23 protein-coding genes are annotated in these 25,815 nt (G+C 59.0%); 12 read left to right on the forward strand and 11 right to left on the reverse strand.

The annotated features are described in order from the left end of the window. Positions 1-197 precede the first annotated feature (197 nt). Positions 198-818 carry a transglycosylase family protein gene (locus QP977_RS06430; RefSeq protein WP_016423316.1) on the reverse strand — a complete coding sequence of 207 codons (621 nt, stop codon included), beginning with the start codon at positions 816-818 and terminating at the stop codon, positions 198-200. 870 nt (positions 819-1,688) lie between these two features. On the opposite strand from QP977_RS06430, the gene QP977_RS06435 reads away from it, so the two are divergent. Further along, positions 1,689-2,120 (forward strand): cold-shock protein, encoded by a 432-nt coding sequence (locus tag QP977_RS06435; RefSeq protein WP_005511873.1) that lies wholly within the window; start codon positions 1,689-1,691, stop codon positions 2,118-2,120. Positions 2,121-2,192: 72 nt separating this feature from the next. Here QP977_RS06435 and QP977_RS06440 read toward each other — a convergent pair whose 3' ends face one another. Continuing rightward, complete coding sequence (locus tag QP977_RS06440) at positions 2,193-2,687, reverse strand: DUF2771 family protein (protein ID WP_070560178.1); 495 nt, start codon at positions 2,685-2,687, stop codon at positions 2,193-2,195. A 122-nt stretch (positions 2,688-2,809) separates the two neighbouring features. After that, positions 2,810-3,928 carry a glutaminyl-peptide cyclotransferase gene (locus QP977_RS06445; RefSeq protein ID WP_070560175.1) on the reverse strand — a complete coding sequence of 373 codons (1,119 nt, stop codon included), beginning with the start codon at positions 3,926-3,928 and terminating at the stop codon, positions 2,810-2,812. Positions 3,929-3,951: 23 nt separating this feature from the next. Here QP977_RS06445 and QP977_RS06450 point away from each other — a divergent pair, with 23 nt between their 5' ends. The 3 genes from QP977_RS06450 to QP977_RS06460 all read left to right on the forward strand — a co-directional run bounded on the left by QP977_RS06450 (position 3,952) and on the right by QP977_RS06460 (position 7,199). After that, positions 3,952-4,644: a DUF3027 domain-containing protein gene (locus QP977_RS06450; RefSeq protein WP_239393054.1), complete on the forward strand. Its 693-nt coding sequence runs from the start codon at positions 3,952-3,954 to the stop codon at positions 4,642-4,644. A 158-nt stretch (positions 4,645-4,802) separates the two neighbouring features. Next, entirely contained in the window at positions 4,803-6,317 is a 1,515-nt protein-coding gene (locus QP977_RS06455) for an NCS2 family permease (protein WP_070560173.1), read from the forward strand. A gap of 9 nt (positions 6,318-6,326) precedes the next feature. Further along, positions 6,327-7,199 carry a TrmH family RNA methyltransferase gene (locus QP977_RS06460; RefSeq protein WP_049180904.1) on the forward strand — a complete coding sequence of 291 codons (873 nt, stop codon included), beginning with the start codon at positions 6,327-6,329 and terminating at the stop codon, positions 7,197-7,199. Between the two features lie 3 nt (positions 7,200-7,202). On the opposite strand, the gene QP977_RS06465 is transcribed toward QP977_RS06460, so the two are convergent. The 3 genes from QP977_RS06465 to serC form a co-directional block, all read right to left on the reverse strand. Beyond that, positions 7,203-8,099, reverse strand: a complete 897-nt coding sequence (locus QP977_RS06465; RefSeq protein ID WP_284847218.1) for a DUF6928 family protein — start codon at positions 8,097-8,099, stop codon at positions 7,203-7,205. A gap of 24 nt (positions 8,100-8,123) precedes the next feature. Then, positions 8,124-9,248 carry a septation protein SepH gene (sepH, locus tag QP977_RS06470; RefSeq protein WP_038626410.1) on the reverse strand — a complete coding sequence of 375 codons (1,125 nt, stop codon included), beginning with the start codon at positions 9,246-9,248 and terminating at the stop codon, positions 8,124-8,126. A gap of 222 nt (positions 9,249-9,470) precedes the next feature. Next, on the reverse strand, positions 9,471-10,607 hold the full coding sequence (serC, locus tag QP977_RS06475; protein ID WP_049180907.1) for a phosphoserine transaminase: 1,137 nt from the start codon (positions 10,605-10,607) through the stop codon (positions 9,471-9,473). Positions 10,608-11,322: 715 nt separating this feature from the next. On the opposite strand from serC, the gene QP977_RS06480 reads away from it, so the two are divergent. Together QP977_RS06480 and QP977_RS06485 are read left to right on the forward strand one after the other, a co-directional pair. Then, complete coding sequence (locus tag QP977_RS06480; protein WP_038626406.1) at positions 11,323-12,618, forward strand: citrate synthase; 1,296 nt, start codon at positions 11,323-11,325, stop codon at positions 12,616-12,618. Between the two features lie 213 nt (positions 12,619-12,831). Then, positions 12,832-13,191: an FKBP-type peptidyl-prolyl cis-trans isomerase gene (locus tag QP977_RS06485; protein WP_005511805.1), complete on the forward strand. Its 360-nt coding sequence runs from the start codon at positions 12,832-12,834 to the stop codon at positions 13,189-13,191. A 173-nt stretch (positions 13,192-13,364) separates the two neighbouring features. Here the strand turns inward: QP977_RS06485 and QP977_RS06490 are convergent, their stop codons facing one another. Next, positions 13,365-14,846 (reverse strand): carboxyl transferase domain-containing protein, encoded by a 1,482-nt coding sequence (locus QP977_RS06490; protein WP_049180908.1) that lies wholly within the window; start codon positions 14,844-14,846, stop codon positions 13,365-13,367. Between the two features lie 108 nt (positions 14,847-14,954). Here QP977_RS06490 and QP977_RS06495 point away from each other — a divergent pair, with 108 nt between their 5' ends. Continuing rightward, entirely contained in the window at positions 14,955-15,941 is a 987-nt protein-coding gene (locus QP977_RS06495; protein WP_070628810.1) for a ribokinase, read from the forward strand. A gap of 91 nt (positions 15,942-16,032) precedes the next feature. On the opposite strand, the gene QP977_RS06500 is transcribed toward QP977_RS06495, so the two are convergent. Genes QP977_RS06500 through QP977_RS06515 form a run of 4 tightly spaced genes read right to left on the reverse strand, consistent with a single transcriptional unit; the run spans position 16,033 to position 19,095 of the window. Next, entirely contained in the window at positions 16,033-17,298 is a 1,266-nt protein-coding gene (locus tag QP977_RS06500) for an ABC transporter permease (protein ID WP_070628811.1), read from the reverse strand. Next, on the reverse strand, positions 17,295-18,200 hold the full coding sequence (locus tag QP977_RS06505) for an ABC transporter ATP-binding protein (RefSeq protein WP_070628812.1): 906 nt from the start codon (positions 18,198-18,200) through the stop codon (positions 17,295-17,297). Before QP977_RS06505 ends, QP977_RS06500 begins: the two co-directional genes overlap by 4 nt. 59 nt (positions 18,201-18,259) lie before the next feature. Continuing rightward, a complete protein-coding gene (locus QP977_RS06510; protein WP_070628813.1) occupies positions 18,260-18,829 on the reverse strand; it encodes a hypothetical protein in 570 nt (189 codons plus the stop codon). Positions 18,830-18,831: 2 nt separating this feature from the next. Continuing rightward, positions 18,832-19,095: a helix-turn-helix transcriptional regulator gene (locus QP977_RS06515; protein ID WP_042388879.1), complete on the reverse strand. Its 264-nt coding sequence runs from the start codon at positions 19,093-19,095 to the stop codon at positions 18,832-18,834. Between the two features lie 133 nt (positions 19,096-19,228). On the opposite strand from QP977_RS06515, the gene QP977_RS06520 reads away from it, so the two are divergent. The 5 genes from QP977_RS06520 to QP977_RS06540 all read left to right on the forward strand — a co-directional run bounded on the left by QP977_RS06520 (position 19,229) and on the right by QP977_RS06540 (position 25,663). Further along, positions 19,229-20,095, forward strand: coding sequence for an aldo/keto reductase (locus tag QP977_RS06520; protein ID WP_070628814.1), 867 nt, complete (start codon positions 19,229-19,231; stop codon positions 20,093-20,095). Between the two features lie 61 nt (positions 20,096-20,156). After that, positions 20,157-20,909 carry an enoyl-CoA hydratase gene (locus tag QP977_RS06525; protein ID WP_070628815.1) on the forward strand — a complete coding sequence of 251 codons (753 nt, stop codon included), beginning with the start codon at positions 20,157-20,159 and terminating at the stop codon, positions 20,907-20,909. Between the two features lie 41 nt (positions 20,910-20,950). Beyond that, the gene (locus QP977_RS06530) at positions 20,951-23,404 is read left to right on the forward strand and encodes an HAD-IC family P-type ATPase (protein ID WP_070628816.1); all 2,454 of its coding nucleotides are present in this window, start codon (positions 20,951-20,953) and stop codon (positions 23,402-23,404) included. A gap of 226 nt (positions 23,405-23,630) precedes the next feature. After that, positions 23,631-24,008: a DUF485 domain-containing protein gene (locus QP977_RS06535; RefSeq protein WP_070628817.1), complete on the forward strand. Its 378-nt coding sequence runs from the start codon at positions 23,631-23,633 to the stop codon at positions 24,006-24,008. Between the two features lie 2 nt (positions 24,009-24,010). Beyond that, a complete protein-coding gene (locus QP977_RS06540) occupies positions 24,011-25,663 on the forward strand; it encodes a monocarboxylic acid transporter (protein WP_070628818.1) in 1,653 nt (550 codons plus the stop codon). Positions 25,664-25,815 lie beyond the last annotated feature (152 nt).

Here is a 25,815-nt window from a genome sequence, read left to right on the forward strand (position 1 = left end):
TGCTTATATCCGCCCGATTTACCCAGCCTAATCAGCAGTAATGCTGAAAGTCAGACACACTTTTTGCTACTTAACCCGTAACTCACGCAGGCACTAATTCACATTGGGTCGGCACCGCCAACCTGCGGAAGGCAAAAAGTAGCCCCGAGGGGGATTACCCTCGGGGCTACTGTGATGAGCTGGCTAGCTCGAAAGTCTTAAATCAGACCCTGCAGCTTCGACAGGTCGAACGGAATGGCTGCGACCAGTTCCTGCGGGAGCTCAACCTCGCCGGTCAGTGCACGGAACTCAGCGATGAGTGCCTGAGCGTCGGACAGGCTGTCGACGTTGGACAGGCGGTCAGCGAACTGCTGAACCAGGTCAGTCTTGGAGTCGGAAGCAGCAGCTGCCGGAGCGGCCTGTGCGCGAACAGGAGCGGAGCCCTGGCTCGGGTGCGGACGATCGGTCGGGCCGGAGGAGAGACCCAGGCTTGCGGAGCAAGCCGGCCATGCGCCCCAACCCTGCTGAGCCAGGACCTTCTCAGCAACGTAAATCTGCTGCTCGCGGGAAGCCTGATCAGCGGTCGAAGCGAACTCGTTACCACCGAAAGCGTTCCAGGTGCTTGCGGAGAACTGCAGGCCGCCGTAGTAGCCGTTTCCGGTGTTGATGTGCCAGTTGCCACCGGACTCACACTGTGCCAGGCGGTCCCAGTCGGAGTCCGGAGCTGCAGAAGCGGTCGGTGCGAAGATAGCGGCACCGGCACCGAGGATTGCGCCGGTCAGTGCAACCTTTGCCGAAGTGGAAGCGAAGGTGTTGGTCTTAGCTGCGTGGCGAGCCATATGAAAATTTCCTTTTCGTCGATTTTCTTTGTGGCGCCAGTGGGGCTAATGCAACCCCATCTCACTCTTATGGAAAGTTCTTCACGTTATTGATAACGGGCCGATGTCATCGCACTGGAGTGAGATGAAGGCGATCTATGCGACTTCGTCCGTTAAACGCGTCGATTGCACACCGTAGCGGTTGATAACGAAATAGTCACGCGAATCGCCGGATTCTTAATTTTGAGCGCAGGTGGGAAATATGCATAAAAGTAGGTGAAACTGCAGGTAAGAGACGTGACTGTTATTGGTGATGTGTAAGTTAAAACTTCAAAATGTGATAAAGCTCACGTTATCGTCTTGTTATTTTTCCTGTTTTGGCGCGTCTCCGGTACTTGAAAAGAGGCCATAAGAGATAGTCATAAAGAACCAACGCTGGCAGTTAGTTGCCGTCTCGGTGCGTCAATCCGCGAGCGTGCTCGCTTCACTCAAATCCGTCTTCCCTTTATGTCTCCATCTATGGGTATAATTGAGTTCTTTAGGTAATCGGAGGTGACGTGCACATGCACGCCGCTACCGCTGCCGCCACTTCGCACTAGTAAGCAGTAATAAATAATGTGTTCCCCGTTGGAGTGCGTCCTGTTTTGGTCGCACCTTAATTAAAGGAACACCATTAAGACAGCGCCCGGCCCGGCATATCCTCGCGATCCTGTCTGGCCAGGCTCGCCGCGAGCGAGCCTCTAACTCTGGCCGTTTGTGCGTGCGAGGACGGTGGCAAATGCGGAAGAATTGCATCTCCGATCCGAAGACCCCGAAGGGCAGTCACCGCTGCACAAGGGGGAACGAGGTTGAGTGCCCCCAGTCACAGGGCACGGGAAGGTTAGGTGGAAAGTGCCCATCGGTAAGGTCAGGTGGTACGACAAGGATCGCGGTTTTGGCTTCGTTTCGAATCCGGACGGTGAAGATGTCTACATCGGCAAGAACGTGCTGCCGAAAGGTGTGGAAGAACTCGTAACTGGTCAGCGCCTGGAGTACGACTACGCTGACGGCCGCCCAGGCCCGCAGGCTCTCCGGATCAAGGTGCTCGACGAGGGACCGCGCGGTGCCCGTCACCGCCGTGGCGGGGCAGGTGGGGGCGCAGGAGCCCGTCGTCAAGCAAAGAAGCACAGCCCCAGCGATCTCAACGGCATGATTTCGGACATGATTTCCATGCTGGAGTCGACGGTGCAGCGTGACCTGCGCGCCGGGCGTTACCCGGAGCGTAAGGACGGCCACCAGATGGCTGAAGTCCTGCGTGCGGTCGCGCGCGAGCTGGACTCGTAAGTCGGTAGAAGATGTGAAAAACGCCCGCTCACGAAGGTGGATAACCTCAGTGAGCGGGCGTTTTGCTGTGCTTTACGACGGTTCGTTGACGATCGACCAAGTAATACCGTAGGTGGTCTCTTCGCCCTCGGAGTTCTTTCCGATGAGCGCGGTGGAAACCTCCACGACCCCGAGTGGGGTGCGTTTGCCGGCAACAGCTGCGGAGCCGGCGATGGTCTCGGTCGTGGCTTCGCCCGGATCCTTGCGAGAGGTGGAGTTGACCGCATCGTCGGAGAAGAAGCGCTGCAGAGTCCAGGAGTTAGAGCCAACAGTGGAGCCGACGTTAACCTCAGCCGTCTCCTGCTCGCCCAGGGAGATCTTGGCGGCGTTGGCCTCAGTCGTGGTGCAGGCATTCTTCTCAAAGAGGTCGCAGACGCGGTAGGGAAGAACCTCTGTGGTTTCGCCGTCCTGGTTGACCTCGATGGACAGCGCGTGTGGGTCGTCGATTGCCTGGTTGGTCCACTTATTGACAGCAAGGACGATGCCGGTGACGACAAGACCCACCACGACAATAGCGCCGACAACCACGAACGCCTTACTATTCTGTTGCCAGCGGCGCCTACTCGATCCCATCAACTCTCACTTCCCGACATTCGTAACGGAATTGAAGCTACGTTCAGTCACACTAGCCGTTCTCGGGCCAGATACTGCTATTCACTCACGGTAACACGGTAGGCTGTGGGCCATTTCTTCCCTGTAAGCAGGAACTGACGGGTTCCATTGGGCGAGGTAGACGAAGAATCCGGCATCAGCGCAATGCCGTTGAGCACATCAACACTCTGTTGCTCTGCCGGAGAGAGCTGCGCGTACAGGTCGCGGAAGAGTTCGGTGGCATCGACGATGCCTGTGACCTTTCCGTCTTCTGGGTTGATGCGGTAGATGAATGGACTCTGCCAGACGTTGGCCCAAATCTCGCGGTGCGATTGCGGGGTGTTCGTTCCGTGTGAATCGCTCGAGCCCTCCGGATCTACGTCGGTGTCGACAGCGACGCACTCGAGTTCGTTGAGCCACGTTGTCTCCGTGCCTGCCGCAGTGACGGGCAGTTGACGCAGGGGCGAGAGGTCATCAGGGGAGCGGAAAGTGAGGGTGCCACTGCCATCGGAGGTCACGATGGTGTCATCGAAGGAGCACGCGCCCCAGCCCTCGGTGTCGAAGGGAACCTCGCGACGCTGCTTGAGAGTAGCCGCGTCACGTTCTATGGCGCGTCCTTCCTTCCACGTCAGCTGCCACACAGTATCTCCATGGCGGGTGATGCCCTCGCCGAAGAGGTCAGGCTGCAAATCTTCCACGTTGGTCGGCTCGGCCGCAGAGTTGTCGAGCCACTGCGGCAATCGGTAAATCTGGGACTCACCGTAGAGGCCGGTGCCCATCAACAAAGAACCATCGGGTTCGAACTCAAGTCCCTGGACAAAAGGCGCAGCGACATTCTTCTCCGTGGGAAGTGGCGGAGCCAAGACAGGATGGGACTGCTCGATGGTCAGTTTCAGTGTCGGAACGTCACCGAGCCCCGGCACCTTATCGGCACCGACCAGCTCGGAGGGATTAACCGATGCCGAAGTCGATCTCGGGGCGGTGCCGGAGTTCGAGTCCGCACTAGCTCCACTAGAAGGGGCCTCGCCTGAGGGATTGCCACCTGAACCAGTTTCAGCCGCACAACCGGCCAACAGGGCGGCGGTTGCTACTGAGAGGATGGCAGCTCGGGCCGTCGTAAAGCGTGATGCGTGAAAAGAGCGGGCGGGTTTTGCATCGCCCGACGGGAATCTGTCCATAGCTTCACTCTAGGATAGGAAACGTGACTGAAAATCGACGACGTTCCCGAAACAGCCGCCGACGGGGGAAGGTGATGAATCACCAGGCGGTCGACACCGCCCGTACCGCGATTGAAGAGCTCGGGGAGGGGCCTGCCGGCGCGCACACCGGTGTAAGTGTCGTAGGCGAGGGCGTTGCGGTGCATCGTTTTGCGGCTGACCTGCCCGGATATAGGGGCTGGGAGTGGCATGTGGTGGTCGCGTGCGCGCCAGGCACTCAACAGGCGACGGTCAGTGAAGTGGCTCTTGTCCCTGGCGAAACCGCGCTGCAGGCGCCCGAATGGGTTCCTTACGAGGAGCGGTTGCGCCCCGGTGACCTCGGTCCGCGCGATCTGTTGCCGGCTGCAGTGGGAGATGAGCGACTCGACGGCGATGACTTGCAGACCCGCACGTTGTCGGCGCATGGTGTGGAAGATACCGATCAGCGCTGGGTAGAGGGCGATACCGGCCCCGAGAGTGACTTTGCTCGGGAAGCATTGCACCGTTGCCGAACCTGCGCCTTTATGGTCCCGCTGACCGGGCCGCTCGGTAAGAACTGGGGAGTGTGTGTCAACGAATGGACATTCGATGCCACGGCCGTAAGCTTTGACCACGGCTGCGGTGCTCACTCAGCTATCCCGGAAGTAACGGGGCAGGGCGCACCGGTGGCGGAACCCTACCAGGATTCGCACCTGTAGCTTCCCGCCTAGGCAAACGCGATGACGAAGACGGTGCAGCTTCGACGCCACCGTGGCCCCAGAGACTGCACCGTTACGGCTTTCGGCACAAAAATTCCGCTTTGACACGGATCAACACGTGACACGGATAGTAAAGAGACTCTAGAGAGGCATAAAAAATGGACAAAGGTACGTCCACCTCTGCAATATCCTCAGATGAGGCGAAGGACTCCAAGCCTGCACGGTCGGGGAGCCATCTTTCAGCAGTGGACCGCTATTTTCACATCACGGAGCGCGGTTCGACGACCGTAACCGAGATTCGCGGTGGCGTAGTGACCTTCTTCGCGATGGCCTACATCATTCTGCTCAACCCGCTGATCCTCGGCAATATCGAGGATGTCAACGGCAATAGCCTGGGGATACCGCAGGTCGCCGCTGTCACCGCGCTCGCCGCGGGCGTCATGACCATTACTTTTGGTCTCTTTGCCAAGTACCCCTTCGGCATTGCGACGGGCCTGGGCATCAACACCCTGGTTGCCGTGACATTCGTTGCTAACGAGGGGCTGGCCTGGGAAGAAGCGATGGGCCTGGTCGTGCTGGACGGCGTGATTATCGTGCTGCTGGCGCTGACCGGATTCCGAACAGCTGTCTTCCACGCGATTCCGTCCGATATGAAGGCCGCGATGAGTGTGGGCATCGGCCTATTCATCGCCATGATTGGTCTGGTCGACGGTGGCCTGGTTCGCCGTATTCCCGATGCCGCGGGCACGACTGTTCCGGTGCAGCTCGGCATCAATGGCCAGATTGCCTCGTGGCCGACCGCCGTGTTCGTCCTCGGGCTGATTATCTGCGGCATCATGGTTGTCCGCAATATTCCAGGCGGCCTGTTTATCGGCATCGTGCTGAATACCATCATTGCGCTCGCAGTCGAGGCCTTGACGGATGCGGGCCCCTCCTTCGCTGATGGCAAGCCAGTGCCGACCGGTTGGAATCTCGCGGTGCCGACTCTGCCGGACCGTGTAGGTGGTATGCCGGACTTGTCCCTCGTTGGCGCTGTGGATTTTTTCGGCTCCTTTGCCCGCGTCGGTGCCCTCAGCGCCACCATGCTGCTGTTCACTTTGGTCCTGGCTAACTTCTTCGATGCCATGGGCACGATGACTGGTCTGGGCAAGCAGGCCGCACTTGTCGATGAAGACGGTGTGCTGCCGGACATGAAGCGCGCACTGGTTGTCGAAGGCACCGGTGCCATCGTCGGCGGTGCAGTCAGCTCCTCGTCGAACACTGTCTTTGTGGACTCCGCAGCGGGCATCGCCGATGGTGCACGCACTGGCCTTGCCAACATTGTCACCGGCATCCTCTTTCTAGCGGCGATGTTCTTCACCCCGCTTTATGAAATCGTGCCCATCGAGGCTGCCGCGCCTGTGCTGGTCATCGTCGGTGCCATGATGATTGGGCAGATCACCGAGATTGATTTCACCCGTTTTGACATCGCACTGCCGGCATTTTTGACTATTGTCACCATGCCATTTACCTACTCGATTGCAAATGGTATCGGCATCGGTTTCATCACCTTTGCTGCGATGGCTATCTTCTCGGGTCGTGCCAAGTCCGTGCACCCGCTGATGTGGATTGTCTCCGGCCTGTTCGTCATCTACTTCGCTGCCGATCCGTTCACCGCTCTGCTGGGCGGCTAAAGAGTTTCCATGAGTACCACCACATCCCTCGAACGCTTTGCGCCCATCGTCGTCGACGATCCCGCCGACAGCCGTCTCGATGACATCCGCAACCTCAACAAGTCCGATTCCCGCCCCGATTTGCCCGGTGGGAAGGGCCTGGTCATCGCCGAAGGCACGCTCATTGTGCCGCGGTTAGTGCGCTCACGCTTTCCGCTCCGCGCAGTCTTTGGTACTCGCCAGAAGCTCGCATTGCTTGCCGACGGACTGACCGCGAGCGAGGCCGATATTGCGGAAGCTGTGCCCTGGTTTGAACTCGACCGCGAGGTTCTGGCCGCAGCGGCCGGATTTGATCTTCACCGTGGCCTGCTGGCCACCGCTGACCGCGCGCCGGAGCTTTCGGTGGACCAAGTTCTGAGTGGAGCAACCACCTTGGCTGTGATGGAGGGTGTTGGGGACCACGAGAACATCGGGGCTCTGTTCCGTAACGCGGCGGGCATGGGCGTGGATGGGGTTGTCTTCGGCGCGGCCTGCGCCGATCCGCTGTATCGCCGCAGCGTGCGTGTTTCCATGGGGCATGTGCTGACAGTCCCATTTGCGACTCTGCCCGGTACTACGACCACCTGGCAGCGAAGCCTGGACCAGCTCAAAGAGCAGGGCTTCCGCGTGGTGTCGATGACCCCTGCGGGCACGGTGGACCTGTGGGATGCCATGGACACGGACAAGGTCGCGATTCTCGTTGGTGCTGAGGGGCAGGGACTTACCGAGCACGCGATGGCAGCCACCGATGTGCGTGCCCGCATTCCCATGTCACCGGGAACTGACAGCCTGAATGTGGCTACCTCCGCAGCGATTGCGTTCTACGAGCGACTACGCGTTCAGTCGCAGCGCGCAGGGCAGTAGAAACTATTTCCCGAACTTGCCTCGCGCCCGCTGCCAGGTGCGGCCAGCGAAGTTCTTGGCCTTAGCACCAAAGCGACTGAGCTCCTCCAGAAAGTCTCGGTTCGGCTCTGCGTTGTGAACTTCGTAGTCGTCGTAGGCGCGGTCAAGCTCTGCGCCAGACTCGGAGGAACCCGGCTCACTCATTAGCCCGCGCGGACTACGAGATGTCGAATACGAAGTTCCGGGAGCCGCACGACGGCCATCGACCGCAAAACCACTAACAGGGATATCTGTAGCGGGCGAATGCGGGTCGAATCCAAGCCAGTCGGTGATGACGGCGTCGGCAAGCTCTGTCGGAATGAACGGCAAACCGACCCCTTCGCGTGGACGTGAAGCCGTACCTTCGGAAGCGTCGGGTATTGGGCGGTGCTTGCCCGCCCAGAAGCTGCCCTCTGCGGGGCAGGGAAGACCGATGTCTTCCAGTGTGCGGTAGCGAGTAGCGGAGAAAGCGCGCTTGAGCTCACCATCGTGCCAATGCGCAAAGGCACCGAAGCCCGTGGATTTATTCGACACACTCGCGTAGACGTCCGTGGCGGCAATCTCCTGGCGCAGACGAGGCGACAGCTTGGACAGCTGCGAGACATCGTCGAGAACCGTCTGCAGTACGGCAACGCCTTCAAAGCCGCCGATGTAGTATTCGCCGTCACCGGTTTCCGCCGAGCGGTTGAGCGGGAAATCACCAATCGGTGTTACCGGCAGCGTCGAATCATAGAGAGCTAGGAAACGACGCCCGAAACCGCGGTCATGCTGAACACCTGTCTCCAGGGTTGCAGCAGGGTCATTGGTGCTGATAAACCAAATCGTGACTACACCGCGGCGAATCGCGGAGAATTCGAAATCAGAAGCGTTGCCACTGGTCATGGAGCTCATTGTCGAGGAAAACTCCTACTTCTTCGGGCCGTTCGGACGTACGCCGAGAAGCACATCCTCCCACGACGGCATGACAGTCTTCTTCTTGCGCTTCGGCTGCTCCGCGTCCGGGTGCTGCAAGAACTCCGCCTCGTCAACATCGTCGTCGGCGTCGCTTTGCGACGGAACGTCCTGCTCCCCGTGGCCTCGCTGCGGCTCCGCCGAAGACTGCCATGCGGCTGGCATCTCAGAGGTATCCGCGGTATCAGCAGCTCGATTGGCCTGCGGAGCCAAGTCTCGGTTGCGGCGGGCAAAGTCGGGGTCAATCAGCTCTGCTGCCAGCTCATTGCGAGCAATGGTGAGCGCGGAAAGTCCCTCCGCCTGGTAACTCCACTCGGCCACGTTGGTGGTGTGGCCGACATTCCAAGTAACCGTCACAATCCACTGTCCGCTCGGGTCGCGGTAGGCATCCCACGAGGCATCGGCGAGTTCCTGACCACGGGCGGCGAAAGCGGTGGCGAGAATCTCCCACAAGGACAACTTGGCCGGGCCATCAATGCGACGTGGCTTTGACTGCTTGCCGAGCTCCGCAATACGTGCGCGCTCCGCAAGCACCGGGTAGGCGAAGGACTCAATCTTGCGCGGCTGCATGCCGCTGTACTCAATGAGCTCCTCGACCGTCTGGCCGCTGCGAATGCGATCCTGAATCTCGCGCGGCGACAAAACGACACGAGGCTCTTCCAGAACTGGCTTCGGCGCCGTTGGAGTCTTTTTCGGTGCCCCGCCTGACGCACCGGAGTTGTCAGCCACCTCGCTGCCTTCGGCCGAGCCGCCGCTTGCAGTGGTGGCGTCCGCTGTGCTGCCACCAGTGGAACTTTCGTCGGTGGAACCGCTCTCTGCGGTAGCACTCTCCCCAGAGCTACCGCTGGCAGTGGCGGTGGTGGTGCTTGATCCGTCGGCAAGCGATGCGGAATCAGCTGCAGCAGGGGAACCGGTGGCATCGGCGAGCTCGAAGTGCTCGACCAGGAAAGTGCGCAGGTTCTCGTCGAGAGGCAGCGTGAAGCGAAGTCCCTCCTGCCGTTCCTGCTCGGTGATATCAGCGGGAACGAGAATCAGTGAATCGGTCACATCGCCGTCCAGAACTGGCTTCAGCTCCCTCATGCGAGAACCTCCTTGTTGGTCGACGTCATAAGTAATGCTCACTAATCATGGTAAACGACAAAACTCCCGCGTCACGGACAATTGGGGCAATGCCCTTGCGCGTGGCGCGGGAGTTAAGCGGCTGAGGCCGGTAAAAGGCGGCTGCTTTGCGACTAATTTGGCGTTACTTTGCAGTGGCCATGCCGCTACTTGGCAGCTGCCATGCTGCTAGCTGCTCTGCTATTACTTGGCAGCGTAGCCGTTGTCCAGAACCCAGTCGATAGCGCCAGTCAGACGACGGATGTCCTCCGGGTCGATGGCCGGGAACATACCGATGCGTAGCTGGTTGCGGCCCAGCTTGCGGTACGGCTCGATATCGAGGATGCCGTTGGCGCGCAGAACCTTGGCGATCTGTGCGGCGTCGATGTTGTCCTCGAAGTCGATGGTGCCGACGACCAGCGAGCGCTTCGCAGCATCGGTGACGAACGGAGTTGCCTCCGCGCGGTTCTCAGCCCAGTTGTAGAGGTGGGAGGAGGACTCGGTGGTGCGAGCGACCATGCCGTCGAGGCCGCCGTTGGCGTTCATCCACTTGACCTGATCAGCCAGCATCAGCAAAGTACCGACGGCCGGGGTGTTGTAGGTCTGGTTCTTGCGGGAGTTATCAACGGCAGTTTGCAGGTTCAGGAAAGCCGGGATGAAACGGTCGGAAGAATTGATCTTCTCAATACGCTCGATGGCAGCCGGAGACATTGCAGCCAACCAGATACCGCCGTCAGAAGCGAAGCACTTCTGCGGGGAGAAGTAGTAGACGTCAGCCTGGGACATGTCGACCGGGAGGCCGCCGGCGCCGGAGGTGGCGTCGATAGCCACGAGCTGGCCCTCGGAGCCTGCCGGGCGGGTGACCGGAACCATGGTGCCGGTGGAGGTCTCGTTGTGAGCCCAACCAATAAGGTCAACGCCCTCTTCACCAGCGACAACCTCAGGTGCGGAACCCGGCTCTGCTTCGATAATCTGCGGAGCGTCGAGCCACGGAGCCATCTTGGAGGCCTTGGCGAACTTGGAGGAGAACTCACCGTAAGTCAGGTGAGCGGACTTCTTCTCGATGAGCCCAAAGGTGGCAGCATCCCAGAAAGCGGTTGCGCCGCCGAGGGACAGGACAATCTCGTAGCCTTCCGGAAGCTGGAAGAGCTCAGCCAGACCCTCGCGAACGTCACCAACAACGTTCTTCACTGCCGGCTGACGGTGGGAAGTACCCATGATAGAGGTACCGCCGTCAACGATTGCCTGAATCTGCGCCGGGCGAACCTTCGACGGACCGCAGCCAAAGCGGCCGTCGCCGGGCTGGAACTCTTCAGGGAGGACTGGGAATTGATCGCTCATATGAGGCGCAACCTTTCAAAGTGTATTCAAAGTGAAGCTTGATATACAGCCGTTGTCTTCAAACTCTAGCGGTAATCGGGGGTACTTATCGCAAAAGGGTGGGGTTCAATTGCCCCCGCTTCCGTACTTTGCATAACAAAACAGGGTGGATTGACGTATTTGCAAAGTTTGCGAAGAATTTTTTCCAGTTTTGTTGGCGTTGAAAACTTAGCGATGTGGGGCCTCTGGTGGGCAGGGAGGGGTGGATTATTGTGGATTTAGTCGATGTGTTTTCGGGCGTTGGTTCGATGACTTTTGAACTTTTAAAGACATCGGCTGTTGAATGGGCTCCTGGTTAGTAAATGAGCAGTGACAACGTAATAAACCCGTTTTTTCATTTGCATTTCAGGGTGAAGAGGGGTCAAGATTGGGTAAGCCCAGGCTGCCCGAATGGGGTAGAGGGTGTTGCGCTGCTCACACTCTTTGATATTGTGTGTTCTAATCCACTGCAGGTGTCGGTTCTTTATGGTTACGACACGGTCGATGTGAACTAAGCAAACTTTTTCACTGGACAAGATGCAATGGAACGCAAATGTCGCGCATAATTGAATCATTGGAAACAATGCGACCCCGAAGGGGTGGCGTGGAGTTGGGAGGCAGCATGCTGTTTTCCGCTGTGCCTGCTTCCCCCGCACTCTGGAGTCGTTAAGAAGAATTTTTCTGTGAAAGGGAAGTTGTGGCTACTAAAGACGGCAAGGCTGTACTCCACTACCCGGGCGGCGAGTTCGAGATGGACATCGTCAAGGCAACCGAGGGTAACGACGGTATTGCTCTGGGCAAGATGCTCCAGGAAACTGGACTGACCACCTTCGACCCGGGCTACACCGCCACCGGTTCTACCGAGTCCAAGATCACTTACATCGACGGCGGTAACGGCATCCTGCGCTACCGCGGTTACCCGATTGAGCAGCTGGCTGAGAAGGCCACCTTCAACGAGGTTTCCTACCTGTTGATTCACGGTCACCTCCCATCTGAGGAAGAGATCGCACAGTTCAACCACGACATTCGTCACCACACCCTGCTGGACGAGGACTTCCGTCGCGCATTCAGCATCTTCCCGCGTGGCGCACACCCGATGCAGACCCTGGCTTCTTCGGTCAACATTCTGGCTTCCTACTACCAGGACGAGCTGGATCCGCTGAACGAAGAGCAGCGTAACCTGGCTGCAGTTCGCCTGATGGCTAAGGTTCCGATGCTGGCTGCATACGCTTACCGCGCATCCAAGGGTGAGCCGTACATGTACCCGGACAACAACCTGAACGCTCGCGAGAACTTCCTGCGCATGATGTTCGGTTACCCGACCGCTGACTACGAGGTTGACCCGGTTGTGGTTGACGCTCTGGACAAGCTGCTCATCCTGCACGCTGACCACGAGCAGAACTGCTCCACCTCCACCGTCCGCATGGTCGCTTCCTCCGGCGCTTCCATGTTCGTCTCCATCGCTGCTGGTATCAACGCTCTGTCTGGCCCGCTGCACGGTGGTGCTAACCAGGCTGTTCTGGAGATGCTCGAGGACATCCAGCAGAACCACGGTGGCGACGCTACCGAGTTCATGAACCGCGTAAAGAACAAGGAGCCGGGCGTCCGCCTGATGGGCTTCGGTCACCGCGTCTACAAGTCCTACGACCCGCGTGCAGCTATCGCTAAGAAGACCGCTCACGACGTGCTCGAGCACCTCGGTGGCGACGAGCTGCTGGATCTGGCCATGAAGCTGGAAGAGATTGCACTGGCTGATGACTACTTCGTCTCCCGCAAGCTCTACCCGAACGTTGACTTCTACACCGGCCTGATTTACCGCGCCATGGGCTTCCCGACGGACTTCTTCACCGTCCTGTTTGCCATCGGCCGCCTCCCGGGCTGGATTGCTCAGTTCAACGAGCAGGTCACTGACCCGGCATCGAAGATCAACCGTCCTCGCCAGATTTACACCGGCGAGACCGAGCGTGACTTCGTTCCGCGCGACCAGCGCTAAGGTTTTAGCGATTACCGCGTAGGGGTTCCTCGCGGGTAGCTCAGCATAGAAAGTCCAGCGTTGAAAACGCGAAAAGGCGCGTACTAGCCTTCGAAAGGTTGGTACGCGCCTTTTATTTTTCCTAGAATTTTAAGAAACCCCATTTGAGTTGGGTCCATTTAAGTTGGAATAATTGCCAGCTTTGATAAATGCCAACTGTGATAGGAGATTGTCTTGTCCAAGCCAGAACTCACTGCTAAGTCCGGTCCGGCTCCGACGGAACTCGTCATCAACGACCTCACTGTCGGTGACGGCAAGGAGGCCACCCCGGGTGCTCGCGTCGAGGTCCACTACGTGGGTGTTGACTACGAGACCGGTGAAGAGTTCGACTCTTCCTGGAACCGCGGCCAGTCCATCGAGTTCCCGCTGAACGGTCTGATTGCCGGTTGGCAGGAAGGCATTCCGGGCATGAAGGTCGGCGGTCGCCGCGAGCTGATTTGCCCGCCGGAGAAGGCTTACGGCCCGGCTGGTGCAGGACACTTCCTGTCTGGTAAGACCCTGGTCTTTGTCATCGATCTGTTGGACGTTAAGTAAAACTTCTCCCCGATAGTAAGGCCCCGGATCTCCAGCGGAGAAAGTGACTGCGTTTATGACGCTTCAGGCGTGAAAATTTGCCCAAAAGTGCCATAAACCCAGTCACTTTCTTGCTTTCTGAGATTGGGGTGGGGCTGAAGGCCTGAACCAGGCCCAAACCAGCCCCCGGCCCCCTACTCACCCAGTGCGAAGCGACGGTAGTGGTCGAAACGTTGCTCACGGCCAACGCGAGCCGGGTTCTTCTCCAGTTCCCAGAGGGCGTGCTCGATAGCGCTCAGGGCACGGCGGGGCAGTTCGGCCGGATCCGCAGGTTCGGCCACGATCTCGTCGATGACCCCGGTCTTCAGCATGGCCTCGGCGCCAACGCCCTGTTCCTCCATCATTTCTGGAGCATGCTCGGTGTCTCGGTAGATAATCGCCGAAGCACCCTCCGGAGGCAACGGAGACATCCAGGCATCGTGCATTGCCAGCACGCGGTCAGAGGGCAGCATGGCCAGCGCGCCACCACCGCAGCCCTGGCCGAGAATGAGAGACACGGTCGGGACCTTCAAGTTCACCAGCGTGGTCAAGGTGCGGGCAATCTCGCCGGCCATGGCATTTTCCTCGGCATCTTTGGTCAACTCAGCGCCGGGGGTATCAATGACCGTGACCAGCGGAATGTTCAGGCTCTCCGCAATGCGCATCGCGCGGCGGGCAAAACGCAGCGAACCCGGCCCCATTGGGTGTGTGCCCAGCGGCGGCTGGTTATGCCGGTCCTGGGCGACCAAAATCACCGGCCGCTCACCAATCCGCGCTAGGCGAGCCCGGACCGACAGCGATTTGTGGCCATCGCCAGTGCCGGAGATTGGCACGGAGCAGTCGACAAGGGCATCGATAATATCGCCGCCACCTGGACGAGAAGTATCGCGGGTGCGCAGGATAGCTTCCCAGGTATCGCGACCATCAATGTCTGCTGCTGGCGGTGGGGTGGGTTCGCTGGGGTCTCCGTCGGCAAGCACGTCGATGGTGCGGCGGACAGCGCCGCGCAGACCTTCGAGCGGAATGATGCCGTCGATAATGCCCTGCTTGAACAGGTTCTCGGAGGTCTGAACGCCTTCGGGCATGGGTTCGCCGGTAGCGAGCTCGACGACGCGCGGGCCGAGGAAGCCGAGAAGCGCGCCGGGCTCTGCGAAAGTGAAGTGACCTGCCGACCCCCACGACGCCATGACACCGCCGGTGGTGGGATTGCGCAGGTACACCAGGAAGGGCAAGTGAGAATCCTTGTGGCGCGCCACTGCGGTGGTAATAGAGATCATGAGCGCGAACGCCGCGGTGCCCTCCTGCATGCGAGTGCCGCCCGAGGTTGGTGAGAGCAACAGCGGCAGCTGCTCCGCGGTCGCGCGCTCGATGCTGCGGATAATCCGGCGAGCGGTAGCGGTGCCGATAGAACCGCCGAGGAAGCCGAACTCAGAACAGATGACGGCGACGCGCTTGCCGCCGACGGTGCCTTCGCCGGTGATAACGGCCTCATCGAGACCTGTTTTATCAGAGGCGCGGGACAGTGTGCCGCGGTAGGCCTCGTCGATGTCACCGTGCTCGGGCGCGCCGTCCCAGGATGTGAAACTTCCGTGGTCGAGGACGGTATCTATTACTTGTTGGGCGCTGATTCTAGCCATACCTCCACGGTAGTAAACAAGGGGTAAACCGGCTTAGTTGATGGTGGGCGGAAAGGGGTAGCGCTATTGTCGGAAAAAACATGTCCGCACTACCGAGGAGTCGAACCAATGCCGATTACTGAGCGCCTCACCGAGCTGGCTAATCAGCGGCCAAACGTATGTGTCGTCGGTTCCATCAACGCAGACCTGACTGTCACTGTGAAGCGCCTGCCGCATGGTGGTGAGACTATCGAGGGGAGTCCCTTGCGTATTCTGCCGGGCGGTAAGTCGGCGAATCAGGCGGCGACGGCTGGCAGGCTGGGCGCGGCCGTGGAACTGGTCGGCGCGGTCGGTTCGGATCCCAACGCACAGTTGCTGCGCGACGCGCTTACCGACGCTCACGTGGACATCTCCGCAGTTGAGACCGTCGACTCTGCCACTGGCACAGCCATGATTGTTGTTGATGATGCGGCGGAGAATTTCATTGTCATCTCCGCTGGCGCCAATGGTGAAGTCGATGCTGAGACGGTGCGCAGTCATGCGGACAAGATTCAGCGGGCGGGGTGCCTCGGTCTGTGTCTGGAGATTTGTGATGAGGCGGTCCTGGCCGCCGCGCAGATTGCCCACGATGCGGGCGTGCCGGTGGTGTTCAACCTGTCGCCGATTCGGGCGGTCAGTGAGGATCTGCTCGCGCTGGTCGATGTCCTCATTGTCAATGAGCACGAACTCGCAGCCATAATCGGCTGCGAGCGCGCGGTCGCCGGTTGCGAGCACGGTCAGTGGGACGCGGTTGGTCGCGCGCTTGCCGACGAACACGGGATTTCCACGGCCATTGTCACACTTGGTGGGGAGGGGTCTGCGGTCCTGAGGACGTCGGAAAGCGAGGTGTCAGTCACACGCATTCCGGCGCTGCCCATCGAGGTCGTGGATACCACGGGCTGCGGTGACGCGTACATGGGCACGGTCCTCACCGCGTTGGCCGCGGGCGATGATGTGGTGACGGCAGCTCGTCTTGCGGGGGTGGTCTCGGCTCATGCGGCGACAGGCGTGGGGGCGCAGACCTCCTATGGCGAGACAGGAAAAATCGCGCAGTTTGCGGCGGACCATGGGCTATAAGGTGCGCTGAGCAAACTACGCGATTGACGAATATTCGGTTTTAGGTGACTGTGGCCGAAGGGGCCACGCTCCTTTTTTGGCAGGGCTGGGGCTAGCTCTTGGCCGTTAGGGCTTTCTTCCAGCTGACCGCGGCACCGGTGCGCAGGACATTGCGCGGGTAGATCCAGGCTGCGAGTGCGATGACTGCGGCTACCGCCACAACCATGATTAGCAGTGAGGCAACCAACTGGAGTGCGGAGAAGTTGCCAACGGCATACTGCAACGGAGCGGTGGTGATGGAAACTGGCGGAATCCACGAGGCAATCTGCATGACGGTGGAGTCTAGCTTGCTCCAGCCAAACAGCGGAACATACATCGTAATCAGCGAGAACACCAGTACTGGCATCTGTGCGCCCTGGAAATCTTCCATACGGCTGACCAGTGATGCGGAGGCTGCATACAGCGCGGCGAAGAAGAAGTAACCGAGGATGAAGCACGGGACCAGCAGCCAGACTGCGGACCACGGGACATCGAAGCTCTCCGCCAATCCGGTAATCATGAGGGCAACTGCGGCGCTGGCGGTCAGCACGCTCATCATGATGATGCCGGCCAGGCCGGCTCCGAGGATCTTGCCGGCCAGCAGATGCGCCGGGCGGACTGTCGAGAGAATGATCTCGATGACGCGGGAGGACTTCTCCTCGATGACGCTGGTGGCCACTGCGCCACCGAAGACGAGGATGGCGGTCATCATTACCATCACACCGATTAGAGTGATGAGCATCGCAGGCATCTTCTCGTCTTTTGCTTCATCCAGGGATTCCACCGACACGGCCGCGCTTTGAGTCTTGGAGAAAAACTCGCCGGGGTTGATTCCGTTTTCGCTGAGCAGCATGGCTTCGTTCTGTTTCTGCAGCGACTCCTGCAGCATTGGGGCCAGCCAGGATGGGGCGTCGTCGGCAAGCAGCTTCCACGAGCCCTCCTTGCCTTCTGCGGTGTCGGGGACGAGAGCGGCGTCGGCATCGCCGTCGGTGACGGCAGCGCGAGCAGCCTTGTCGTCTGCCGCGGACGTAATCTCCAACGGTGACAGCGATGCCGTGGCAAATGCGCCGGCTGCGGCATCCGCACCTTCAGCGCCCTTCATTTCGGCGGTGGCGTCGGCGAGAGAGTCCGCGAACGGCGCTTCTCCGACGACCGCGATCTTGACAGCGTCATTATCGGACTTGGAAGTCATGTAGTCGGCAACGAAGATGCCGCCGACAGCCGCCACCGCCATGATGATGAGCGTGATTAGCGAGCTCTTCTTCAGCAGATGCTCGCGGAGTTCGCGGGCGAAAACAGTCTTGATGGCTGTTGAGGCGTTGTAGGTGTTGGTGCTCATTGCTGTACGGCCTCCTGGTAGAGCTCGGTAAGTGGAATTTGCAGAGGCCCAAACGAACGGACCGTTCCCGCTGCCATTGCGCTGTGCAGTAGCTTCTGGTCGGTGTCGACTGGGGCGTTGGAATCGAGGTGAACGACGGTGGAGCCGTGGGCATCGCGTTCCACGCTTGTCACGCCCTCGACGGTGGTAGCCCAATCCTGGGACGCACCATCGAGCTTGACGACGAAAGCCCGTGGGCCACGTGCTCGCAGCTCATCAACGGTGCCTTCCACGAGCATGCGGCCGTCGCGGATGATGCCGACGCGGTCACACATGCGCTCGACGAGGTCGAGCTGGTGGGAAGAGAACACAATCGGAGTGCCGCGGTCGGCGTACTCCTTGAGCACGGAGCTCATCACCTTGACCGCCACTGGGTCGAGGCCGGAGAAGGGCTCGTCGAGGACGAGTATCTCTGGGTCGTGGACGAGGGAGGCTGCCAGCTGCACGCGCTGCTGATTGCCGAGCGAGAGCGTGTCGACCTTGTCGTTGGCGCGTTCGGTGAGACCGAGGCGCGCCAACAAGTTATCGGCGTTGGACTCCGCGCGCTTGGTGGGCACACCGTGTAAGCGAGCAAAGTAAATCAGCTGCTTGCGGACCTCAGTCTTGGGGTATAGACCGCGTTCTTCTGGCATGTAGCCAATCGTGCGGCGTAGCGAGTCATTCATCGGGGTATCGCCGATGCGCACTTCGCCTTTATCGGTGGCCAGCACGCCGAGGGCAATGCGCATGGTGGTGGTCTTGCCGGCACCGTTGGAGCCGACGAAGCCGTAGATTTCTCCAGGGTGAACTTGGAAGCTCATGCCACGGAGAACCTGCAGGTCTCCGTAGGACTTCTCAAGCCCGTCAATAATGAGGCTGTTCATAGTGATCCTTAGATTGAGGAGTAAAGGGCAGGGGAGGGATGTGAGTTTTTGAACCCGTACTAGTCGTCCCGTAGGTTCCAGGCATAGACGACGGTGGGAAGCGAGGAAATGTAAAGGAAAGCGATAATTCCGAAGATCCCAAAGCTGTACGGAATGTAGTGTCCCCAGTCAGGTTGTGCGTTCAGAACATAGGTGCCCACCAGAACTAGAGCGAGGAAGGACACTAGGCCGAAGTAGAGGAAGCAGCGGTAAGTGAGTCCGCGCAGGTTCAAAATTTGTTCTTGCTGGTACTCGTCCAGCAGTGAGATGGGCGCACTGTCAACCATGTCGACTGTGATGTTGAGGCTGGTCCAGACGGCAATCGTAATGAGGGAAATCACTGGCCAGAGCAGAGAAAGCCAGCCCGGGAAAATATCGGTCAGAGTGCCGAGAAGCGCGATGCCGCTCAGCAGCATCAGCACAAGGCATACCTCGAATGCGATGACCAGCTTCCGCCGCGCCGCCTGGTTGCGCCACTTAGTCAGCCAGCCCGACATCTGCTCGACACGCTTTGTGTACTTCGCCTCGCGCCGGGCTTCTAGCTTCTCGAAAAAGTTCGGTGTTGCGTTTTCAGTCCGAATAGTTGGCATCGTTAGCTTTCCTTTCGGTATAGGGCAGAGGACATGGGCTTGAATTCCTCGCGAGAGAACACCGCCTCAACGGGGAGATCGAACACCGCGCAGATACGAAATGCCAGATCCAGGCTGGGGTAGTGGTCACCTCGCTCCAACGCGCCAATCGTTTGAGGATTGACCTCTACTTGTTTGGCTAGTTCTGCTCGGCTGAGTCCGTGTTCTGCCCGCAGCACTGAGATTCTGTTGAATATCGGTTCTTTGGGTTTAATCTTTGGGGACACACCTCAAAGTGTTGTATAAACACAACACTCCGTCAACTGTTTGCAATAAAATGAATGGCAATCACTTTTTTAAATCGCAGGTCAGCGGGGCAGAAAAAATCTAAAAAATTTTCAGTCCGTACACTCGGTTGGCATGACCACACTCGATCTGAAGTACGATGCAGCGACAACCGGAATTGCCAACGTGGAAATGGTTGATGGCAACGCCATCCCGATTCTGGGGTTTGGTACCTACAAGCTCGACGATGAGCAAGCGCGCGAATCCGTGCGCTACGCCCTGGAGCTCGGCTACCGCCACATCGACACCGCATCGCTCTATGGCAATGAGCGAGGGGTGGGGCAGGGTATTGCTGATGTGGTCGCTGCGAACGTCGTAAAGCGTGAAGATATCTTCGTGACCACGAAGGTCTGGAACGATGCGCAGGAGACGGCGGCGACGCGCGAATCCGTGCAGGCATCTTTGGATCGGCTCGGCCTTGACTATGTTGATCTGGTGCTTGTGCACTGGCCGGTGGAGAAGCAGGGGACGTTTGGGCAGTGCTTCGACGCGCTGCTAGAGCTCAAGCGTGAGGGGCTGATTCGCTCGGTTGGTGTGGCGAACTTCTATCCAGAGGTGCTCGACCAGCTCTCGGAGACTCCGGTGGTTAACCAAATTGAGCTGCATCCGCAGTTCCCGCAGGACGAGCAGATTGCAGACGATCGCCGTCGCGGCATCGTTACGCAGGCGTGGTCGCCACTGGGGCGCGCGAAGTACTTTGAGGGCTCGCCGATTGCTGAAATCGCAGACCGCCTGGGTAAAACTCCCGCCCAAGTTGCTATCCGCTGGCACCTCCAGCGTGGCATCGTTGCTATCCCGAAGTCGGGCACGCCGTCGCGCATCAAGGAGAACTTTCAGGTCACCGACTTTGAGCTCACCGACGAGGATATGGAAACGATTGCGTCGATGGCGCGTGCCGACGGGCGCCTGAGTGGTGATCCGCGGGTATTCGGCAACGAATGAGCGAATTTAGATTTGCTTATAGCTCCATCGCTATTGGTGTTTCGCGGGTAGCCTAAATGCTATGACGAACCCAGCATCTGAAATCCGCGTCGAAGCTGACGGCGCGATTGTCACTATCACCATTGATCGAGATCATAAGCGCAACTCCCTGACTGCCGACGTGTGCCGTGAGATTGCCGATGCGGTGGAAGCTGCCGCTGAGGTTCCAGAGCAGCGCGTTATCCTGCTGCGCGGCGAAGGCCGCGCTTTCTGCGCTGGTGCCGATTTGAGCGGTCAGCACCACGAAAATTCCTTCCATGAGCAGCTACGTCGGATGCTGCGCACAATTGAGGCCAGCCGTCTGGTGGTTATTGCGGATGTGCAGGGACCGGCCGTCGGCGCTGGCATGCAGCTGGCGATGGCAGCTGATTTACGCGTCGTTGGCGAGCGCGGTTGGTTTATGATTCCGCCGGTCAAGCTCGGTATCGCTGTCGATGCCTGGACTATTCGCCGCGTACGTGTACTCGTCGGCGGTGCCCGTGCCCGCACTATTTTGTTGGCGGCCGAGCGCATGGATCAGGAAGCCGCCCGCGGTTGCGGTCTGGCTTCCTACCTCGGTGGTCCGGACACGGCGGAGGAGGTAGCGCTCCGTATCGCCACCTACGCGCCACTGTCACTGGCCTACCACAAGGCAGTGCTCAACGACGATGAGACACATAGCCCGTTGAAGGACTACCAGCAGGAGCTCTACGACACAGTTTGGGCTTCCGAGGATGCTGCGGAGGCATCGAAGGCGCGAGCTGAAAAGCGCGAACCGAATTTCGTTGGCAAATAGGTCGAATAGGTTCAGCAACTAGGCGAATAGGGTAGGCAGTCATGGGCTCGTGGAAAACTCCCGACAGCGGTCTTACTCAACAGCAGGTCCAGCAACGCATCGAGTTGGGGCACGTCAACGAGCTGCCACCAACATCCGGGCGCAGTGTGTGGGACATCATCCGTGCCAATGTGTTTACCCGGATTAACGGTATTCTCGCTGTGTTATTTGCAGTCGTGCTCTATACCGGCTCAATCGTCAACGGTGCCTTTGGTCTGCTGATTATCGCCAATTCTATCGTCGGCATCATCCAAGAACTGCGTGCTAAGCGCACACTGGACAAGCTCTCCATTGTCGGACGTGCAAAGCCCATGGTCATTCGCGACGGAGAGCCGGCTCGCGAGATCGACCGCGAGTCCGTCGTCCTCGACGATCTCATCGAGGTCGGCCCCGGCGACCAAATCGTCGTTGACGGTATTCTCCGCTACGCCTCTGACGTGGCCGTCGATGAATCCTCTCTCACCGGTGAATCCGATGCCGTCGATAAGAGCGTTGGGGACATGGTCTACTCGGGTTCCTCGGTCGTGGTGGGGTCAGCGCGATATCAGGCCACCAAAGTGGGCAAGGAGGCTTACGCCGCCAAGCTCGCAGCTGAGGCCAACAAGTTCACGCTTGCTGATTCCCAGCTCTTCCGCGGCATCAACAAGATTCTGACCTACATTTCCTGGATTCTCATTCCCGTCGGCGCTCTGGCAATCTATACGCAGCTCTTTGTCGCCGGCGATGATCTCAATGATGCGCTACTGGGGATGGTCGCCACGCTGGTGCCCATGGTTCCTGAGGGGCTTGTTCTCATGACCACCATCGCATTTGCCCTCGGCGTGGTGCGCTTGGGGCGACATCGAGTGCTGGTTAATGAGTTGCCCGCCATCGAAGGTCTCGCGCGCGTTGACACCGTGTGCGTCGACAAAACCGGCACACTCACCGAAAACGCGATGCAGCTGGTGGAAGTCGATATCGTATCGGGTGACGGTACTTCCCGCGATGAGCTCGACTCTGTGCTCATCAATCTTTGCAAGCTCGACGATCGCCCCAACGCAACGGCTCGCGCACTGCTCAATGGGCTTGCGGACGCAGGGGACGTCGTAAAGCATGAGCAGACCGAAACCCGCCCCTTCACTTCAGCGAATAAGTGGTCGGCGCTGACGTATCACGGCGGTGCGACGTGGGTTTTCGGCGCGCCCGATGTGCTTGTCGACGACTCCGCGGTCGGCATGCAGAAAGCTCGGCAGCTTATGGAGGAAGGACTTCGTGTGCTCCTGCTCGCGCGGACCTCAGTTGGGGCAGATGGCCTGCCCGGCGGTGCGCTGCGGAAGAGTGGCGAGGTGGAGTTGGAGCCGGTCGCACTTGTCGTGCTAGGGCAGAAGGTGCGTTCAGATGCGGCGGACACGGTGGCCTACTTCTATGAAGAAGGTGTTGAGGTCAAGGTCATTTCTGGTGACAATGACCGCTCTGTGGGGGCTGTTGCACGTGAGCTGAAAATGGAGGGCGCTGACAATCCTGTCGATGCCTCTGAGCTTCCGGCGAGCCGCGATGAGAATAGCGAAGCCAAGCCCACCGAGATCCGCAACGAGTTTGCAGACATTGTGGAGTCGCGGCAGATCTTCGGCCGTGTCACGGCGGAGAACAAGCGCGATATGGTCCATGCGCTGCAGTCGCGCGGACATCATGTGGCGATGACCGGTGATGGCGTCAATGATGTGCTGGCACTGAAAGCGGCAAATCTGGGCGTGGCCATGGGTGATGGGGCGCCGGCAACACGTTCGGTTGCGCAGTTGGTGCTGTTGGATAATCGCTTCGCCGTGATGCCGATGATTGTGGCCGAGGGCCGTCGCGTCATTGGCAATATCGAGCGCGTGGCCAACCTCTTTTTGACGAAGACCATCTACTCGGTGGTATTGGCGCTGGCTGTGGGGCTGTGGGGGATGGATTACCCCTTCGAGCCAATCCACGTAACTATTACGGGCTGGTTCACGATTGGAATCCCGGCCTTCGTTCTGTCGTTGGCTCCTAACTGGGAGCGTGCGCGCGATGGTTTTGTGCGGCGCGTATTGCGTCTAGCGATACCGGCCGGCATTACGGTAGGCCTGTTGACCTTTATGTTTTGGCTGTGGGTAAACCCGGGAGTCGACGCCAGCGATGTGGCACGAGGGGAGGCATCGACTGCGACACTCATCGTGCTGATTGTTTCAGCATTTTGGGTTTTGGTGGTCGTGGCTAGGCCATACACCTGGTGGAAGGTGTTGTTGCTGGCGGTGTCGGCAGGTGCGTACCTGTTCATCTTCTCGGTTCGATCAGTGGCTTCGGTGCTTAATCTGTACTGGGTGGGGCAGGAGCTGTTGATTCCCGCGCTGATTGTAGGCGCCATCGGTGCGGCCATTATCGAGGCGCTGTGGTGGTGGCGTCAGAGTAGGCCATTGCCGGAAGAAGTGGAGAATACGAGCACAACAGCGTAAATGGGGGTAGTAAAAGGTCTCCTCAAGTATGCAGGTAATGGCGTTTTTGGGGGTGCCTTAAGGCTCGCTGAGAAGTAGTTAGTCGCATTTAACTTCTTTGCTAACTGTGTTCCAGGTAACTTTGTTTCAACACCTAATGAAAAGTGTGGTGCATGGCACACCAGTAGGGTGGCTGTGCTGAACCTCATTACGAACACCTGCATAACTTCCTGGAAAGGATTAGCCCGTGTCCGCAACTCCCATGCCGGCAGGCCGGCATAAGCCACAGGCGGCTGAGTACCGCTACGTGCAAAACTCAGCGCAGTTCCAAGAGCTCCGCTCTACATTCCGTTCATTCGCCATCCCGATGACCGTTGCAGGTCTGGTGTGGTACATCGCATTCGTTCTGTTTGCGACGTTTGCGCCGGACCTCATGGCAACTCCCGTACTGGGCAACATCAACCTGGGCATTGTCCTTGGTCTGCTCCAGTTCGTGACCACCTTCGCCATCACTTGGGTGTACATCAACTTCGCCAACAAGAAGCTTGAGCCGATGCAGGCAGAGCTGCGCGAGGCACTGGAAAGCGGAGAAATCGCTGAAATCGTCGCAAAGAAGGAGGCATAGACATGCTGACCAGTTTCTTTGCTGCAGATGACACTGCAGCAGCAGGTAACCCGATTCTCAACATCGCGGTCTTCGTCGCCTTCATTGTTGCGACCATGTTCATCGTTACTCGCGTGGGCAAGGGCGGAAACAAGGGAGCATCGGACTTCTACACCGGTGGTGCACAGTTCTCCGGTACCCAAAACGGTCTTGCCATCGCAGGTGACTACCTCTCGGCGGCTTCCTTCCTCGGTATCGTCGGCGCCATTGCGCTGACTGGTTACGACGGATTCCTTTACTCCATCGGCTTCTTCGTAGCCTGGCTGGTTGCGCTGCTGTTGGTTGCAGAGCCACTGCGTAACGTCGGTAAGTTCACCATGGCCGACGTGCTGTCCTTCCGTCTTAAGCAGCGTCCGGTCCGTACCGCAGCTGCTATCTCCACTCTCGCAGTGACCCTGTTCTACCTCATCGCGCAGATGGCCGGTGCAGGTTCCCTGGTCGCCGTGCTGCTCAACATTCACGACTCCACTCAGCAGTCCATCGTTGTCGCAGTCGTCGGCATCATCATGGTTGCCTACGTTCTCATCGGTGGCATGAAGGGCACCACTTACGTGCAGATGATTAAGGCCGTCCTGCTGGTCGGTGCTGTCATCATCATGACCCTGATCATTCTGGTGGGTGTTAAGGGCAACTTCTCCCAGCTACTGCAGGACGCAGTGGACATGCACGCGAGCTCCGACTCCATCGCCGAAAAGGGCTACGAAGCCTCCGCCATTCTTGAACCGGGTCTGAAGTACGGTGGCTCCTTCGTTCAGCAGCTCGACTTCATCTCTCTGGGCCTGGCGCTGGTGCTCGGTGTCGCTGGTCTGCCACACGTGCTCATGCGCTTCTACACGGTGCCGACCGCAAAGGAAGCTCGTAAGTCCGTGACTTGGGCAATCATCCTCATCGGTGGTTTCTACCTGCTGACCCTGGTGCTCGGCTACGGTGCAGCTGCACTCGTCGGTCCGGACCGCATCATGGCCGCGCCGGGCGGAGCCAACGCTGCCGCTCCGCTGCTGGCCTTCGAAATCGGTGGCTCCATCTTCATGGCAGTGGTCTCCGCAGTGGCGTTCGCTACCGTGCTAGCAGTGGTCGCTGGTCTGGCAATTACCGCTTCCGCTTCTGTTGGTCAGGACCTCTACCAGGCCGTGATCCGCAAGGGACAGGCAACGGAAGCCGAGCAGGTTCGCGTCTCCCGCATCACCGTTATCGTGCTGGGTGTTGTCGCCATTATCCTCGGCATCCTGGCCATGGGGCAGAACGTCGCCTTCCTGGTGTCACTGGCCTTCGCAGTGGCCGCATCCGCAAACGTTCCGACCATCCTGATGTCCCTGTTCTGGAAGCGCTTCAACACCGCAGGCGCAGTTGCCTCCATGTACACCGGTGTCATCGCCTCGCTGGTTCTGATTATCTTCTCCCCGGCAGTTTCTGGCAGCGAGTCCTCGATGATTCCGTCTGTTGACTTCTCCTGGTTCCCGCTGACCTCGCCGGGTCTGCTCGCAATCCCGCTGGCGTTCTTGGCGGGCATCATCGCCACCTTCATGGGTAAGCCGGATAACTTCGATGACCTGGCAGCTGAGATGGAAGTTCGCTCCCTGACCGGTGTCGGTACCGAGGCTGCGGTTGATCACTAATAACTACTGAGTCCTTGGCTGGCAACGCTGCCCGAACAGCTCAGCCAATCTCAATTAACTGAATTGACAAATGCAAAGGCCCCGCTATCGTCACTGGTAGCGGGGCCTTTGTAGTGGGCGCGGGGTCGTCGTCAAGCGTGTGCGAATCAGTG

The sequence above is a fragment of the Corynebacterium sp. MSK012 genome (assembly GCF_030232435.1).
Classification (GTDB): Bacteria; Actinomycetota; Actinomycetes; order Mycobacteriales; family Mycobacteriaceae; genus Corynebacterium; species Corynebacterium jeikeium_D.